This is a genomic window from Clostridium beijerinckii (assembly GCA_003129525.1).
Taxonomy (GTDB): domain Bacteria; phylum Bacillota; class Clostridia; order Clostridiales; family Clostridiaceae; genus Clostridium; species Clostridium beijerinckii_D.
This window is the reverse complement of sequence record CP029329.1, coordinates 1,301,477-1,317,860: the sequence shown is the minus strand read 5'-3', so window position 1 is coordinate 1,317,860 and position 16,384 is coordinate 1,301,477. Positions and strand designations below refer to the sequence as shown.

10 protein-coding genes are annotated in these 16,384 nt (G+C 27.2%); 1 reads left to right on the top strand and 9 read right to left on the bottom strand.

Features of this window, described 5'->3' with window-relative positions:
• Positions 1-270: 270 nt before the first annotated feature.
• A complete protein-coding gene (locus DIC82_05695) occupies positions 271-858 on the bottom strand; it encodes a rubrerythrin family protein (protein ID AWK50560.1) in 588 nt (195 codons plus the stop codon).
• A 295-nt stretch (positions 859-1,153) separates the two neighbouring features.
• On the opposite strand from DIC82_05695, the gene DIC82_05690 reads away from it, so the two are divergent.
• Positions 1,154-1,846, top strand: a complete 693-nt coding sequence (locus DIC82_05690) for an AraC family transcriptional regulator (GenBank protein AWK50559.1) — start codon at positions 1,154-1,156, stop codon at positions 1,844-1,846.
• Positions 1,847-2,009: 163 nt separating this feature from the next.
• Here the strand turns inward: DIC82_05690 and DIC82_05685 are convergent, their stop codons facing one another.
• The 8 genes from DIC82_05685 to DIC82_05650 form a co-directional block, all read right to left on the bottom strand.
• A complete protein-coding gene (locus DIC82_05685) occupies positions 2,010-4,268 on the bottom strand; it encodes a maltose phosphorylase (GenBank protein AWK50558.1) in 2,259 nt (752 codons plus the stop codon).
• A gap of 270 nt (positions 4,269-4,538) precedes the next feature.
• A complete protein-coding gene (locus tag DIC82_05680) occupies positions 4,539-6,548 on the bottom strand; it encodes a chemotaxis protein (protein AWK50557.1) in 2,010 nt (669 codons plus the stop codon).
• 729 nt (positions 6,549-7,277) lie between these two features.
• Positions 7,278-7,880, bottom strand: a complete 603-nt coding sequence (locus DIC82_05675) for a hypothetical protein (protein ID AWK50556.1) — start codon at positions 7,878-7,880, stop codon at positions 7,278-7,280.
• A 607-nt stretch (positions 7,881-8,487) separates the two neighbouring features.
• Positions 8,488-10,344 carry a hypothetical protein gene (locus tag DIC82_05670; protein ID AWK50555.1) on the bottom strand — a complete coding sequence of 619 codons (1,857 nt, stop codon included), beginning with the start codon at positions 10,342-10,344 and terminating at the stop codon, positions 8,488-8,490.
• A gap of 10 nt (positions 10,345-10,354) precedes the next feature.
• The gene (locus DIC82_05665; GenBank protein AWK50554.1) at positions 10,355-12,013 is read right to left on the bottom strand and encodes a hypothetical protein; all 1,659 of its coding nucleotides are present in this window, start codon (positions 12,011-12,013) and stop codon (positions 10,355-10,357) included.
• Positions 12,000-14,156, bottom strand: coding sequence for a hypothetical protein (locus DIC82_05660; protein AWK50553.1), 2,157 nt, complete (start codon positions 14,154-14,156; stop codon positions 12,000-12,002). The genes DIC82_05665 and DIC82_05660 overlap by 14 nt, the downstream gene beginning before the upstream one ends.
• Before the next feature lie 13 nt (positions 14,157-14,169).
• On the bottom strand, positions 14,170-14,658 hold the full coding sequence (locus tag DIC82_05655) for a hypothetical protein (protein ID AWK50552.1): 489 nt from the start codon (positions 14,656-14,658) through the stop codon (positions 14,170-14,172).
• Positions 14,659-14,730: 72 nt separating this feature from the next.
• Entirely contained in the window at positions 14,731-16,341 is a 1,611-nt protein-coding gene (locus DIC82_05650; protein AWK50551.1) for an IS66 family transposase, read from the bottom strand.
• Between the last annotated feature and the right edge of the window lie 43 nt (positions 16,342-16,384).

Here is a 16,384-nt window from a genome sequence, read left to right as displayed (position 1 = left end):
AAAAGTTTCACTTTATATTCTATCATTTTAAATACCAACTGTCTAAAATTAGTGAAGTGAAATAATAAATAGCAAGCCATTATACTACTCTATTTTGTGTTATATTTGTAAAATAAAATACCATGAATAAATCTACTTATAGTAGTTATTCATGGTATTTTATTATTAACATATATTAAGTCTTTGGTTTAAGTTTAAAGCACATACAACATATATGTGTATGTTTAGACTGTTATTTTCTTTCTTGTTCTGAATATATTTTAAATTCTATTAATAATTTTCTATAAATACTTCAAAATATGCTTGTGGATGTATGCAAGCTGGACAAACAGCTGGTGCTTCTTTACCTTCAAATATATATCCACAATTACCACATTTCCAAAGAGTTACTTCGTCTTTTTTAAATACTTTTCCTTCTTCAATATTTTCAGCAAGTTTTTTGTATCTTATTTCATGACGTTCCTCTACTTCAGTTATTCTTCTATAAGCGGTTGCAATTTCTGGGTACCCTTCTTCTTCTGCAACCTTTGCAAAAGTTGGATAAAGATCTGTCCATTCTTCATTTTCACCTGCAGCTGCTGCAAGTAAATTTTTTAATGTTTCTTGATGAAATGAAACTGGAAAAGATGCTTGTATTTCTATTGCTTCATCAACAAAATCTTCTTTAAGGAACTTGTAAAATCTTTTAGCATGTTCTTTTTCTTGCTCTGCTGTTTCTAAAAATATATTTGCAATTTGTACAAATCCTTCTTTTTTAGCAATGCTAGAATAATATGTATACCTAGTTCTAGCTTGACATTCACCTGCAAATGACTTCATTAAATTTTCTGCTGTTTGACTTCCCTTTAAATTTTTCATCTTTCTTCCTCCCAAACCGATTATTTTTATTTATCTATACAATTAAATTATAATACTATATTGGGAATTTTTCTATATTATTATCTACTATTTACTAATTAACTTATATTTAATTTATTATGATATCACCAAAATAATTCCTATCACTATTTTCTTAACTAGAATTTTTATTTTTTATTACTTTCTATAGTAATAAAAACAAATATATTTGATTTTACTTGTACATATTTAATATAATATGTATATATACTACAATTTTAACAAATTAATTTACTTTAATTAAAGGAGTGACTATTTGGATAATTCATTTACAGAAAATTATCATCCTTTTAAATCAGATTCTAATCTTTTCAGTAATGATATCTCTTTTCTTATTAAACTTAGAGCAAAGCCACAAATCATAGAAATAATTAAAGAAAAACACTTAGAAGAAATATCAGAAAATATATCAATACAAGATAAAAAAAACAATTTAATTATTTGGAATGCCATGTATACACGAGAAATAGTTGAAAATGGTATTCTAACAAAATACCTTCATCCCATATACAATAAATTTTATACATTAATTCCATTGATTAATACTCTAGACGAACTTCAATCACTTGAAATAAAAATGATAGATACTTATATTAACTTACTTATTAATGATATTGAAGTAAAAGATAATTTTGTTCTAAATAGGATTTTAAAGCACTTGCATCTTAATATAGAAAGCCAAATCTCCTTAAGGAAATTAGCTAATGAAGTAAATTTATCTGAAGGTTATATATCTGATTGTTTTAAAAAACATATGGGCATAACTATTATGAAATATGCAAAAAAAATAAGAATAGATCGATCTAAAGTACTACTTGTCACTACAAATAATAGTATTTTAGAAATAGCCTTAACTCTAGGGTTTCATGACCAAAGTCATTTTTATAAAGTTTTCAAATCATTTACCGGACTTTCTCCTTCTGAATATAGGAACAAAAATTTCGGATAGAAAAAGTTATCTTTATATCATGACAATTTAAAACTTATTTTAAATATATAAGAGACTAAAATTCAAATAATTTAAATTTTTAGTCTCTTGTAACTTTGTATAATTGCAATAAGTTTAATCAATTGATTTAAGTCTTTATTAAAAATTAATTCTATATTTTAAATTACAGTTTCCAGATTTCTTTATTATATTGAGCAATTGTACGGTCTGAAGAGAAGAAACCAGCTTTGCTGATGTTTACTAACACTTTCTTATTCCAAGTCTCTCTATCTTCATAATCCTTGAATGCTTTATCCTTAGTTTTAATATAATCTTCAATATCAAGTAGAGTCATAAACCAATCTTTGTTTATTAATTCTTCATGAAGTCTTGTAAGATTTCCTTCATCTCCAACTTTGATCATTTCATCGCTTATGATAAAGTCTACTAATTCCTTAATTGCAGGTTTCTTATAGAACTTCTTAGAAACGTAATCAGCTTTCTTGTAATGTTCTATAACTTTTTCACTAGCTTCACCGAAGATATATATATTATCATCTCCAACTAATTCATGAATTTCAACGTTAGCTCCATCATCTGTTCCAAGTGTTAATGCACCATTTAACATAAACTTCATATTACCAGTACCACTAGCTTCCTTAGATGCAAGAGAAATTTGTTCTGATACATCACAAGCTGGTATTAACTTAGATGCTTTAGTTACATTATAGTTTTCAACCATAACCACCTTTAAGTACTTGTTAACTTCTGGATCATTGTTAATGATTTCTTGTAAGCAAAGAATAGTGTGTATAATATCTTGTGCAATTATATAAGCTGGTGCAGCCTTAGCTCCAAATATCATAGTGATTGGAGTAGTTGGCTTGTTCCCCTTCTTAATGTTTAAATACTTATTAATAATATAAAGAACATTCATTTGTTGTCTCTTATATTCATGAAGTCTCTTAATTTGGATATCAAAGATAGAATTTTCATCAACTTCTATGCCTTGAGTTTCCTTTAAGTAGTTCTTTAATATAACCTTGTTATTTTTCTTAATTTTCCCAAGTTTGTTTAATACTGCTTTATCATCTAAATACTTAGCTAAATCTTCTAACTTATCAGCATCTTTCTTAAAATCTTCACCAATAAGTTTAGTGATATAATCAGCTAATTGATTATTACAGTGTAATAACCATCTTCTAAATGTTATGCCATTTGTCTTATTGTTAAACTTATCTGGATAAATGTCATAGAATGACTTTAATTCTTCATCTTTTAAGATTTCAGTATGCAGTGCAGCAACTCCGTTTACACTGAATCCATAGTGAATATCCATATGAGCCATGTGTACACGTTTATCTTTATCTATGATAGCTACTTTTTCATCTTTGCATTTTTTCTTAGTTCTGTTATCTAATTCTCTAATTATTGGTAATAACTGAGGAACAACTTTTTGTAAATAAGTTGTTGGCCATTTTTCTAAAGCTTCTGCGAGTATTGTATGGTTAGTGTAAGCGCAAGTCTTACTTACTATTTCAATAGCTTCATCCATTCCAATTCCATTTTCACCAAGTAGTCTTATTAATTCAGGAATAACCATTGATGGATGTGTATCATTTATTTGAATTACTACATGTTCATTTAATTTATGAAGATCGTATCCATTTTCTTCAGCTTCAAGTAAAATTAATTGAGCAGCATTACTTACCATGAAATATTGTTGATATATTCTTAGTAATTCTCCAGCTTCATCACTATCATCTGGATATAAGAATAATGTTAAATTCTTTGTTATATCATCTTTATCGAAATTTATACCATCTTTAACTATAGATTCATCTATAGTATCAATATCAAATAATCTAAGCTTGTTTGAACTTTGATTATATCCTGTTACATCAATATCAAATAGAGTTGACTTAACTGTGAAACCACCAAATGGAACTTCAAATTTAACATCAGATTTATTTAACCAACTTTCGCTTGTAATCCACGGATTCTTAATAGCCTTTTGTTTATGATCTTCAAAAACTTGCTTAAATAAACCAAAGTGATAATTTAATCCTATACCATCTCCCTTTAACCCTAAAGTTGCAATTGAATCTAAGAAACATGCAGCTAATCTTCCAAGGCCACCATTTCCTAAAGAAGGTTCTAATTCAATTTCTTCAATTTCAAGTAGATTCTTTCCATTCTTAGCTAACACAGCTTTAACATCTTCATATAGACCTAAATTAATTAAGTTATTAGATAATAATTTACCAATTAAGAATTCAGCTGAGATGTAGTATAACTTTTTCTTTCCCTTGTTTGTTCCCTTTTTCTTAATTGTTCCTTTTGTTAATTCTAGTAAAGCTAAATAAATTTCTTCATTCCTAGCCTTATCAACAGCTATGTTAAACCTTTTCTTTAAAATCTCATTTAATTTTTTTTCTAGCATATTAATTTTCCCACCTTAAATTAAATTTTGTCTATATATCTGTCTAGTCATTAGCTTCAATTTAACATTATTATATCAATTTAATTTACAGTGTTTTGTATATTTATCTACTATTTTGTATATTTATCATGTGAATTTTGAAATTCTCATTTATTTTTATTTCAATCTTCTTTTTCTGAAATATTCTTATCCCTTCAAATAAAACATAAAGCTAGACATTTTAGATAAATCAAAATGTCTAGCTTTCATAAACAAATCATTGAATTTGTTTTATTTAATCTTGAATTTAGTTATTTCTGTTTCTAATTTTTCTGCTAATAATTGAAGATTATCTGCGTATTTTGTGAACTTGTCCATAGCCGCAGTTATTTCTTCTGTTGATGCAGTAACCTCTTCTGATGCAGAGGCAGTTTCTTGTGATATAGCTGAAATATTTTCAATTTCAGATACTGCACTTTGCTTCTTTTTATTTATATCAACAATAGATAGCTTTACATCTTCGACCTTATCAATCATTATTCCAATTGATTTAAGAATCTCATTAAAGACCTTTTGAGTTTGACCTACAGTTAAATCCTGTTCATTTACTATATTCTCTGTAGATTTTATAGCCTTTACTGCTATTTCTGATTTTTTCTGTATACTTTCTATAATTATCTTTATTTCCTTTGTAGAATTCTTAGACTGCTCCGCAAGTTTTTTAATCTCTTCCGCCACTACAGCAAATCCTTTACCGGCTTCACCTGCACGGGCAGATTCTATACTTGCATTTAATGATAAAAGGCTAGTTTGCTCTGTTATTTGAGATATTGTTTCCGATATAGTGTTTATTTGTTTAGTACTTTCATTCATATCCTGAACTATCTCATTAACTTCTGTAGTAGCTATTTTAGTTTTGTTTGATTTTTCTATTAGTGTATCTATCATTGATAAACCTTTAGACCCTAGTTCCTTAGTGTTTATTGATAGTTTATCCATTTCATTGGAGTTTGAATTTATTTCATCTAGCTTGTCTGATAAGTCATTCATTTCAGAAACTCCATTCTGAGCATTTTGAGATTGATTTGTTGCCCCTTCAGAAACTTCTTCTATTGCCTTTGCCACTTCTCCTATAGAAGCAGTTACTTCTTCTGACATACTTGCAAGGCTTGATGAAGTTTCTAGTACTTCCTTAGATGATTTCATAACACTATTCATAAGCTCTGATATATTTTTCATCATGTCATTAAAAGAACTAGCTAAATCCTTAAATTCATCTTTAGTTGTTGATGTTATAGAAACGGTTAAATCTCCATTTGAAGCTTTTTCAAATACATCTTTTAACTTCTTAATATTTTGAGCTATACCTCTACTTAGTATTAATGATAAAGCTATCGAAATTAAGCCTATAATTAATGTTATAGTTAATGTTGTAACTAATATTGAATGTGTATCATTAGATAGTTCTTTCTCATCTAATGTACCAATTAATTTCCAACCAGTAACTTTATTTGTTTCATATGCACCGAACTTGTCAGCATCGTTAAAAGTATAAGTTATAAAACCTCTCTCTGTTGTTTTTACATCATTCCAAAAAGATTGTTTAGAAGCAGCATCTGTACCAAGTAACTCTTTATTAGTATGCGCTATCATACTTTTACCCTCTACGTCTGAAACAAATACATATCCTGTAGTGCCAATTTTCTTTGTAGCTATTTTATCTGTAAGTGTATCTAAAGAAACATTCATTGCACAAACGCCAATTACTTTACCATCTCTTTCTACTGTTCTTGCTATGGATACGGTATTCTTACCTGTCTGACTATCTTTAAATGGTAATGTTATTATTACTTGTCCCTTATGTTCTAAAGCTTGCGTATACCAAAGTCTCTCAATTGGATTATATCCATCAGGCATTTTATCGTTAGGATATATTTGAAATTTACCATCAGTAGTTGCAAAATATACACTAAATATATCAGCATTGCTTTCTTTTAAATTCTGTAACAATTCTGGTATATATGAAGCCGGTTCACTCTTATCACCATTAACAACATTATAATTAGTTGATACCATTGTAATCATGCTACCAAATCCATTGAAATAGTTATCTATACCATCATTTACTTCTAAAAGTGTTTGTTGACTTGTGACTTTCAATTTTTCATTAAGTGTTGATTTTGACTGTGTATAAGAGCCAAAACCTAATATAATTAATGGAATTACACAAATTCCTACTAAACTAGCAATTAATTTAGTACGAATACTGTTAAATTTAAATTTTTCCCACTGTACTTTCATATAAGTTCCCCTTTTTACAAATAATATTAGTTATCTTTAATACAATAATAATTTATTATCCACTGCTCCTTTCGATATTTTTCACCATTGTTCTATACTTTCAGTTTATTATCGAGCTAGTTTTACAAATCTTTATATATATTGTTTATAAATCCAATAAGTATTAAAATTAAGAAAACTTGTCCACGTTAAAACTAAACCTTATAGTTCTACTGTGGACAACTTTGTTCATAACTTTAGTTATCTTTTCAATCTTTAGCAATTCAATTTGTCTACCTTTAATCTATAAACCTATCCTTCCAAGCCTTTGTTGATTTATCCGTCTCTTTTTTTCTATCAGTTATTCTTATAATTTATCATTCCATAAACCTAATATTCTCGGTACTAATCTTCGCTTATCGGGGCAAAAGGAATAAAAAAAATGAAGGAGTGCAGGTTGGTGTTCCTGCATTTCCTTCATGCTGTTTGTTAACAATATTTAATATTCTTATATAAACTCTCATATTTGTTTGAATTGTTATCGTAAAATAAAGTTGGTAACCAATTATGCCCATAAACCGCATAAGTATGTTTCAATTTTTTTACAATCGTAAAATAAAGTCGGTAACCAATTTTCAAATAATACTTTTAAATTATACTTTTTAGCAAAATAAAGTCGGTAACTCATTTTCTTGAATAATACACATTATCAATGTATATTATTCATTTCTTCTCTAAAAATCTATCTATTTAAACTCTTTTCCTATTATCTAACTGTACTATACTTTCACTTAATGTTAAATTTATTTTTTCTTTATATATTAAAGTCATTTTAGTTTGATTTTTAGTATAACTTATCTCTTCTCTTGGGAAAAACGACCTACAAAATTTATCTCCATTTTGAGACCGACTATCTATAAATACATATATTTCTTTGTCATAATCTAAATTTTCAAATATATACTCTGAATCTATTAGAGACCATGCATTTTTACTTTTATTAAATTTAAATGCCAAATTATTACTATCTAATATTTTTTCAATATTTATAAAATAATAAATTCTTTTCTTGATTCCAAACTGCTTTTTTTCTTCATTCGCTTCAAAAAATGGACTTTTGCTTATCATTTCATATGTAATGTTATCTTCCATTATTTCATCAAATATTTTAGCTCTATCTTTCTTTAAATATGCCAAATCCTTAAGTTTTTGCAGGCCTATTAAATGATAAAAGTCTGTCTTATCAAATGTTAATACAAACTCAGTTTCTTTTCCTCTTCTTGCAAGTATTATTTTATATTGTTTATCTAACAAATTTTGAAATGCTATAGCACATTCTTTTAGCTTGTCCATCTTTTGAATCCTTTCTACAAAAATGGCACTACTTAAGTAGTGCCATTTTGGTATATTTTCTTTCGGGTATTCCCCTATTCAAGTTGTGGTAAACATACAACCCTTACAAAACTCCATAACATACTGCATCTTGAAACAGCATATTACTTCAACGTTTGATAGACACACATCATTGTCTACCATCTATTATTATATACAAAATTATATTTTGTATTATAAAATATTCAAAATTACTTGTTTTGTTATTTATATTATACATCTTGTAGATATATAATTCAATAGTTTTAAAATTTAAACGCATGAAAATATTAATTTACAATAAATTATATCCATTTTTCAAATACCTATTCTATATATTTTTCATTGATATACAAATATAACTTATTATCTGCTTATCACTAAAATGATGAACTTTGCTCAACATTAAGATTGTTACCCTATCATAAAATAAACTTGGTTTTAATGGCTAACTCTATCTATATAAGTTGTGATAATCCACTTACACTTTAATAAGTGGATTCAATTTTGAATACTTAATGCTGATGTCGACTCTTTACTGCAACTTATCTAATGCCTCGTAATATTAGATATAAAACATAGCATCAGACTATTTCTTGTTATATTCATTGTTATACTTCTCCAATATAGCTTTATCTTTAAGACCTGCTATTTTCAATATTTTCCAATCAGGCATTTCAATCCTTTCTTCATTTAAATTAGCATATATTTTATCTAATCTTCTAAATCTAAATTCTTCAATACTTTCACATATTGACTCTAAGAATGCACAACTCTGGGGTAGTTTATCTAATTTCTTTTCCATTAAAGCTTCTTTGTGTATATGCCTACCAATTAATGATTTTGTTATCCTAATTGGTTTCTTGGCTTTTATCAGTATACTATACGTTTCTTTTATAAAAACTAATATTTGTTTATCTTTATTTCTCCAATACTCACTATAATCCTTTATGTGTGCAGCTCTTTTTGTTCTTGGCAAAATCTTTTCAATCCATTCTTTATCATATCTATATAGCCATATATATTCTTTACTTAATTTTTTTCGTATGTCGCTTCTCGTTATATTAGGGCTTGATGAAACTAACTCTTGGACTTCATTTACATATATGCTTCTAAGTTCTAATTTAATTTTAGGTTTTTTATTGTATTGATGTAATGGAAGTTTTCTTTTGGTATTTAATAATTTTTCCATTCCTAATTTTTCTGCATATTTTATAACAGTTGCAGAATCACAATGCATTTCTTTAGCTATTGCATGAAGAGATATATTCGAGTTTATAAGTTCTTTTAATTTTCCTTCCCATACAATCCCATAACATTTCACTCTACCTCTATATTCTAAATCTCCTGTTATACATCTTGAATAAGTAAATCCACAATAATCACATTTAAAAGTTCCTATTATCTTTTTACTTTTACTATCTATTTTTATTTTATAATCACTAATTACTGCTTTTTTATAATTTACACAGCAATGATTTAAACATAACCATGGTCTTTTAATATCCGACTCTTCTTCTATTTTCATTTGGTTAATAAACTCTTTAGCATTTTTACATAAAAAATTAATAAATAATATATGTCTTAATGGATGTATTGTTTTTTTATATTTTCTTACTATACATCTTAACCAATTAAATTCATTATTTTCATCTATATCACTTTCAAGTTTTTTAATAAACTCTGTTCCGTAAAAGTTTATAAATTGCTTTTGTAATTCTAATTGATTAACTCTTCCATTTATATTTACTAAACTCCTCTTATATAATAAATAATTATATTTATTTTTAATATCATTAATATAATACTTTTCATTATTATTAAGAAGAAAATAAATATCTCTGGCAACTGTAATTAATTTTTTTGCTATATTTTTATTTGGATACCTAATATTAAAATTAATATTTCTTTCATCTAATAATATATACTCTTGTCTTCTTGAATTTACAATGTATGACTCTAATAAACAACCATGGTTTTCACAAACTAATACACCTTGAACTTGATGTGTTCTATGTATATAAATTTCTCCATATTCTTTTATTTCTTTTTTTGCACATAGTGGGCAATAATTTATATACTCTTTTTTACAAATCCCTCCTGCTATAAATCCAATTTTATATTTTATTGCTCTACCATCTGAATTTATAATAATATTTTTTATCTTATCAACTTCTTCTTTCTCCATAAAATATGAGTATAAAGGAATTAGAGTATTATTTTCTATAATCTCATTAGAATTAATATCTATTTCATTTTTCAGATTTTCGGTAAATTCCTTAAGATGACTTTGAAACTCTAATGTTGGTATTATAGCCGTTGTATTAAAAAATTCCATTAGTGTGTCTTTCGTGCTTATATTTCCACAGTATTGGTGATGCCTACCAATTACACTATATATCAATTCATCCTTATATATTTTAGGAAAAAATCTAATCAATAACACTCGCCTTCTTTTATATTAAAAAATCTTTTTTTATGTTTTCTTCTAAAAAGTTATCATGTTCTTCCTTTGTTATTTCTTTTGTTTTTGATTTTACTGTTGGTTTATTTTTTATTGACATATCTTCATCTGTTATTAAAATTTTACATGTTTGTTTTAGCAAGAAAGATTCATCTTTCTTTATTCCATAAGCTTTTATAACTACATCTAATGATTTTCTTATTTCCTTCGAATCATATCCAAATTTGCATAGAGCTATTTCTATATTATTTCGTATTTGCAATTCTGTATCTTTTTTACTTTTTATATTATTATCATAAATTGCTTTTACCTCTTCTTGAAGTTTCGTTTGTTTTGCTGTTTCTATCATTTTACTTATATCAGGACTGTATAAATCGTCATACATTGCTAATTTTTTTAAATTTCCATTTTCTAAAGCTTCTATCATATCAACAGTTAAAGCGAAATTCTCCTTAGCAACTTTTTTTATAATATTGGGAGTAATTATTTCTTTTCCAGTTTCTATAGCATTAACTTGAACAGCCATAAATAATTTTATTATTCTATCCGTAATTCCACCCGTTTTTTCATACATTATATTTTTAATCTCCTGTGTTAATATCGATTCTTTGCTAGTCCATTGATACTTCCATAAATCAGTAATAAACATATCCCACTCTTCATTATTTACTAATCTATCCCATCTAATATTGCTAATTCCAGTAGCTCTTCTTGCATGTCTAAAATCCTTTGCTAAGATTGTTTTATAAGCTTTATATGTTCCTATATATACTACTGGCAACTTAATTTCGTTCATCATAGTAACAAAATAATTTAACAGATGCTCCCCATTTATATTCCCACATAAATGTTGGATTTCATCTATTACAAATATACCTAATCCATGTTGTAATGATAAATGAGCCATTGCTATAATCATTCTTTCTACACCATTTCTTGTATTTCCATGCTTTCTTAAATAATCTGTATCCAATAGTTTATCTAATTCCTCAAAAAACTTTTGACATACTCCTTTTAATCCACCATTATAACTACAATCTATTTTTATCCATGTTACTTGTGTAAACAAAAATCTATCTTCTTCATTCCCAGTATGTTTTATTACTTGCGGATAATAGTTTAAACTATTATTTATAGCAGTTGTTTTTCCAGCTCCACTAATACCAAATAGCGAAAATCCACTTGATGAACTTAAGCTTGAATCGCATATACAGTTTAAACTATTTTTCATTTTCATATATTCAGAATTTAATAAATCTGAATGTTTTTTTAGTTCCTTTATATATTCAGGTGACTTTATTCTTTTTGACACATACCCATGCCTTATAACTATAGATAAGAGTTTATCTATCTCGAAATTTTTTAATACTGGTGTAATATAATTCATTAATCTAAAAATTGCATTAATTCTATACGTCTTACTTTCTCCTCTTTCTATAGTTGAAAATACAGGTGGTCTATATAATCCTTCAAAACATTTTTCTACATCTCTTTCGGGAGGTAATGCCTCTATTAATTCATTTCCTTGAAATGTCGGCTCTGTTTGCTCAATATATCTTGCATTTACCTGTTCACCATGTCTAAATATACCATCACAATATTCTTCATATTGGTTATTAATATAGTTTTTAAAGTATTTAGGATTTCTCATTATCTTTCCTCTCTTTTAGTATTTTCATTTTCTTTAATAAATCACTTTTATGGTTATCATCTTCATAATCTGCATTCTCTTCATGTTTACTAACTTCTTGCAATCTAAATGATTCTTCTGCATTTTGAGACATCAACGTTTGTTCTTTTCTATAATTTTCATTTTCTAATCGTCTGTTGTTTTTTATTCCTTCTATATTGTTTTTACTATCTTTTTTAATTATCTTAGCTTGTTTTATAATTTTTTCTATTTCTGTATTCATCTTTAAATTCAAATCATTTGTGGTATCTGCATAATTGGACTCATTTATTGTTTTACTATATTGATAATCCTGTATTTCTTGTAATGTTTTAAATTTAAAAATTTCATTAGATGATTTTTCTTCAATCATATGAGCTGTAATAAATTCATTATTATCTAATATTATATAGATATAAGACATATCTCTATCGTCATACCTTATGTCTACATATCTAACCCCATTTACTTGCACATTTAAAAACCACTTTTCTTCTTCTGCTATCGGGCAGGTATATAATGCACCATTAAAATTAATACCATTCCTTCTAATAGCTGCTTTTCCTGATTTCAAAAGATTTAGTGCTAGTATTTCTTTAGGCAATTTTCTTAAATTACCTGTTTTATTTTTCATTCCCCAATTCCATATTTCTCTTGGTATAGACTTTACATTATCATCTATCATTTCTTGTGTTAAAGGATAGTTTTTATCCCATGTACTATTTCTTTTTAATATTGCTAAAATAATAATTTTAGTAAATTGTTGTATATCTAAAGTGGCTTCTAATCTATAATCCTTTTCTCCACGTTCCCTAAATTCTTTTTTCACTTCTCCAGGTAGCCAATGTTTAATTTCTGTATTTATAACATGAAAATATTGTTCAACGATTCCCTTTGCACATCCCATGTAACTTGGTGTATTCTCTATTGAAATTTTTAAATTTTCAACTACTTTTTCGGCTATAGGACCTACCATTTCGCCTCTATCAGCTATAAGAACTTGTGGAATACCTCTTACATCCCAATCTTCTTCTTTTATTAAAATGTCATACTTTTTGCAAAACTCAACTTTATCTTCCATACAATTATACAAAGCTAAAGATGCTCCATTCCATGATGGCCCTTCAAGCGTTACCGCTACTCCTGTTATCATTCTGCTATATACATCGATTATTAGATAAACAATTGGTCTACCAATTACAGACCCCCTATCTATACTATTTATCAAATAAACATCAGCAACTGTAGCATCTATTTGGTATCTGGCTCCTGCACCCATCGTTTCATATATAGAATCTGATTTCAGTCTTCTATAATTTAAATCAAACTTCTTTTGACCTATTCTTTTACTAATAAATTCATCTAATTTTTTATTTTTATAGAACCAATATTTGAATTGTCCAAAAGAAGGTATTTCATTGCTATCTCTTATTTTTTTTAATAACTTATCTTTCTCTTTAACTTCATAAAAAAAGTAATCTTTTAGCATAAGCCCATATACTTTAGGAAGACTTCGTTCTTTCGTATTCATGTAATACCTATCAATTGCTTTTTTAAATTTCTTTTCTATATCACTATCAACATTTATCCCTATTGTCTTTCCGGATATTACGCTTATATAACTAGGCCTACCTCTTTTTTCTTCTTGAGGTTTTCTTTCTTTTTCCTTACCTCCACATTTATTTAAATCATTTATTAATGCATATTTTATTTTTCCACCTTGTAAGTATCTTCTCATATATTTATAAGTAGTTTTTACAGCAATTCCATGCTTTTCAGACACTTCTGTTAATCTTTTTTTTCTTCCATTTGAGTTATAACAATTTGGTTCATCCGTAAATATATCTTCTACTACATTAATTGCTAACTTTAACAATTCTCTTTGTCTAATTCCAAGTGATTCTTCTTGTTGTATTTTTAATCCAATATATTCTATTAGTTCAGCATTTTTATTTTTTAATTCTTCTAATAGTTCACTTATTTTCATATAATTAATTTCTAATTTTTCTACAAATAAATTTATTGTATAACAATATGTATTATCGCTTTCAATCCATACAATTCGTATAAATGTATCATTATCATTATATTTTATTACATCATTAACTCTTAAGTAATTATTCAATATTGTCACTCCTTTAAAACCATACTTTCATCTTTGAAAAATTAAATTTTATATTCATATCAGTTTTTAATTCTTTTATAGCTAATAAATATCTTAAAAATCTTAAACCTTCACCATTATTTAAATTATTTATTAATTGAAATTTTTCACTCGAAAGTAATACATCATAATTAGTTTCTGTTAAAATATACTTAAATTGATATATCAATTCATTAATTCTTTTGTCGCTATAATTACCTTCTTCTTTCCAAAAGTAATCATTATATATACTATAAATATTAATTGCTTTAATTTTAGGTATATAATCTTCTGTCACTATACCCCAATCAATCCCCATAATTTCCCAATACTTTTTCTCTATCAATAATTTTTCAATCGTTCTTGGATTTTCAATATCAGTTTGTGTTTTTATAGCTCTTGCGACTTCAATATATTTATTATCTACCTTTCGATTTATTAAAAAGTCTGTAAGCGTCAATGAATCGACGCGTAGCGGTAGCATAATTTAAGTGATAAAATAAACCCAACAGAAAAACTTATATTCTCTGTTGGGTACAATTTTATATAGAAATAATTATTTGGTAGTCTTAACGCGCAGTTCATCTGGAATGCTTTCAGACCATGGCATACATTTTTCTAGTATGTCCTTTTCCTTAACTTCTGAATTTGCAAACATTTCGAATAAATATACTAAATACTTTTCCACTGCTAAGCCATTGGCTTTAGCCGTTTCGGTAATACTATAAAGTACTGCACTTGATTTTGCGCCTTTTACTGTCTTGGAAAACATCCAGTTTTTTCTGCCAATTACAAATGGTTTTATAGCTCTTTCAGCTGCATTATTATCAATTTCAAGACATCCATTTGTCAAGAAAGTTCTCATATATGGCAACAACTTTTGAGCATATGCAAGAGCTTTACCTAAAGGACTTTTAGGAAGCGCATTAACAATTTCATTATCTACATATTCTTGAAATTTACTAAGAATGGGTGAAGATCTCTTGAGCCTTATTGCATGTCGATCACCATAATAATCATCACTACATATATATTGTTCCCTTAGATCCTTTTCAACTTCATAAAGTTGCTCACAATAATTAAACCCTTCTAATGCGTGAGACTGCTTTAGAGCTTCAGGGTTTAAGGTTGATATTATATCAAAGAATTTTCTTCGAATATGGGCCATACAATATAGTCTTTTTATATTCTTAACTTTATTATAGCCATCATATCCATCTGTTTGAAGATATCCAGAAAAACCTTCAAGAAATTCTTCAGCACAAGAGCCAGATCTTGTTTTCTGATAATCATATAAAATTATGTGGTTCTCTATGCCTCCGGAGCGATATAGCCACATGAACCTTTTTGAGTTGGAGTCTTTTCCGTTTTCTTCAATAACCTTCACATAGGTTTCATCGGCATGGATATAATTTCTTCTTAAGAGTTCCACTTTCATATAATCAAAAACAGGCTGAAGTTCATTTGCACAACTTATTATCCAGTTGGATAATGTCTGTCTTGAAAGATTAACATTCATCATCTTAAAATATGATTCCATTCTATATAATGGCATTGCATATTGATATTTCATGCTAACAACATGAGCTAATAATTCATTTGAAGCCATACTTTTATATAAGAAAGTATTTGGCATTTTTGCAGAAATTATATTGGCTTTATCAGCATCCGCTTCGCAATTTTTGCAAGCATATGTATATGAAACATGTTCTTCTATGTAAAGTTCTGCTGGCTTATATTTTAAAATTTCTTTTGATTTTTTACCTATTATAACTAGAACATTCCCGCATTTATCGCAAAATGTTTCAGAGTCAGTAAGTTTATGCTCAATTGTAACTCTATCTAGGCCGGATAAATTATCTTTCTTTCCTAAATGAGAAGATGATTTTTTTCTTGTATATGTAATTTCTTCAACGGAAGGCTCATCTATTTTAATATCACTGTTTTTTTCAGCATCATTAAAAAGTGAGAGCTGTCTCGAATCAACTTGTTCACTAGATTGTCCAAAAATTTTTCTGTTTTTATTAAGGATCTGTCCTTTAAGAAAAGCCAATTCCTTTTTTAAATCATCAATTTCTTTATCTTTTGATTCAATGTCTTTTTCCATTTTAGAAATCAATAATTTTGTTTTTTCATCAAGTTGATTTTCTAAATCTAAAATATCCATCCCTATACCTCACAACAAATATAGGCATATATTACCACAAAAC

Coding starts and splice junctions, on each gene's coding strand:
- DIC82_05695 (AWK50560.1), bottom strand. CDS start 858: ATGAAAAATTTAAAGGGAAGTCAAACAGCAGAAAATTTAATGAAGTCA.
- DIC82_05685 (AWK50558.1), bottom strand. CDS start 4,268: ATGCTAGAAAAAAAATTAAATGAGATTTTAAAGAAAAGGTTTAACATA.
- DIC82_05680 (AWK50557.1), bottom strand. CDS start 6,548: ATGAAAGTACAGTGGGAAAAATTTAAATTTAACAGTATTCGTACTAAA.
- DIC82_05675 (AWK50556.1), bottom strand. CDS start 7,880: ATGGACAAGCTAAAAGAATGTGCTATAGCATTTCAAAATTTGTTAGAT.
- DIC82_05665 (AWK50554.1), bottom strand. CDS start 12,013: ATGAGAAATCCTAAATACTTTAAAAACTATATTAATAACCAATATGAA.
- DIC82_05655 (AWK50552.1), bottom strand. CDS start 14,658: ATGCTACCGCTACGCGTCGATTCATTGACGCTTACAGACTTTTTAATA.
- DIC82_05650 (AWK50551.1), bottom strand. CDS start 16,341: ATGGATATTTTAGATTTAGAAAATCAACTTGATGAAAAAACAAAATTA.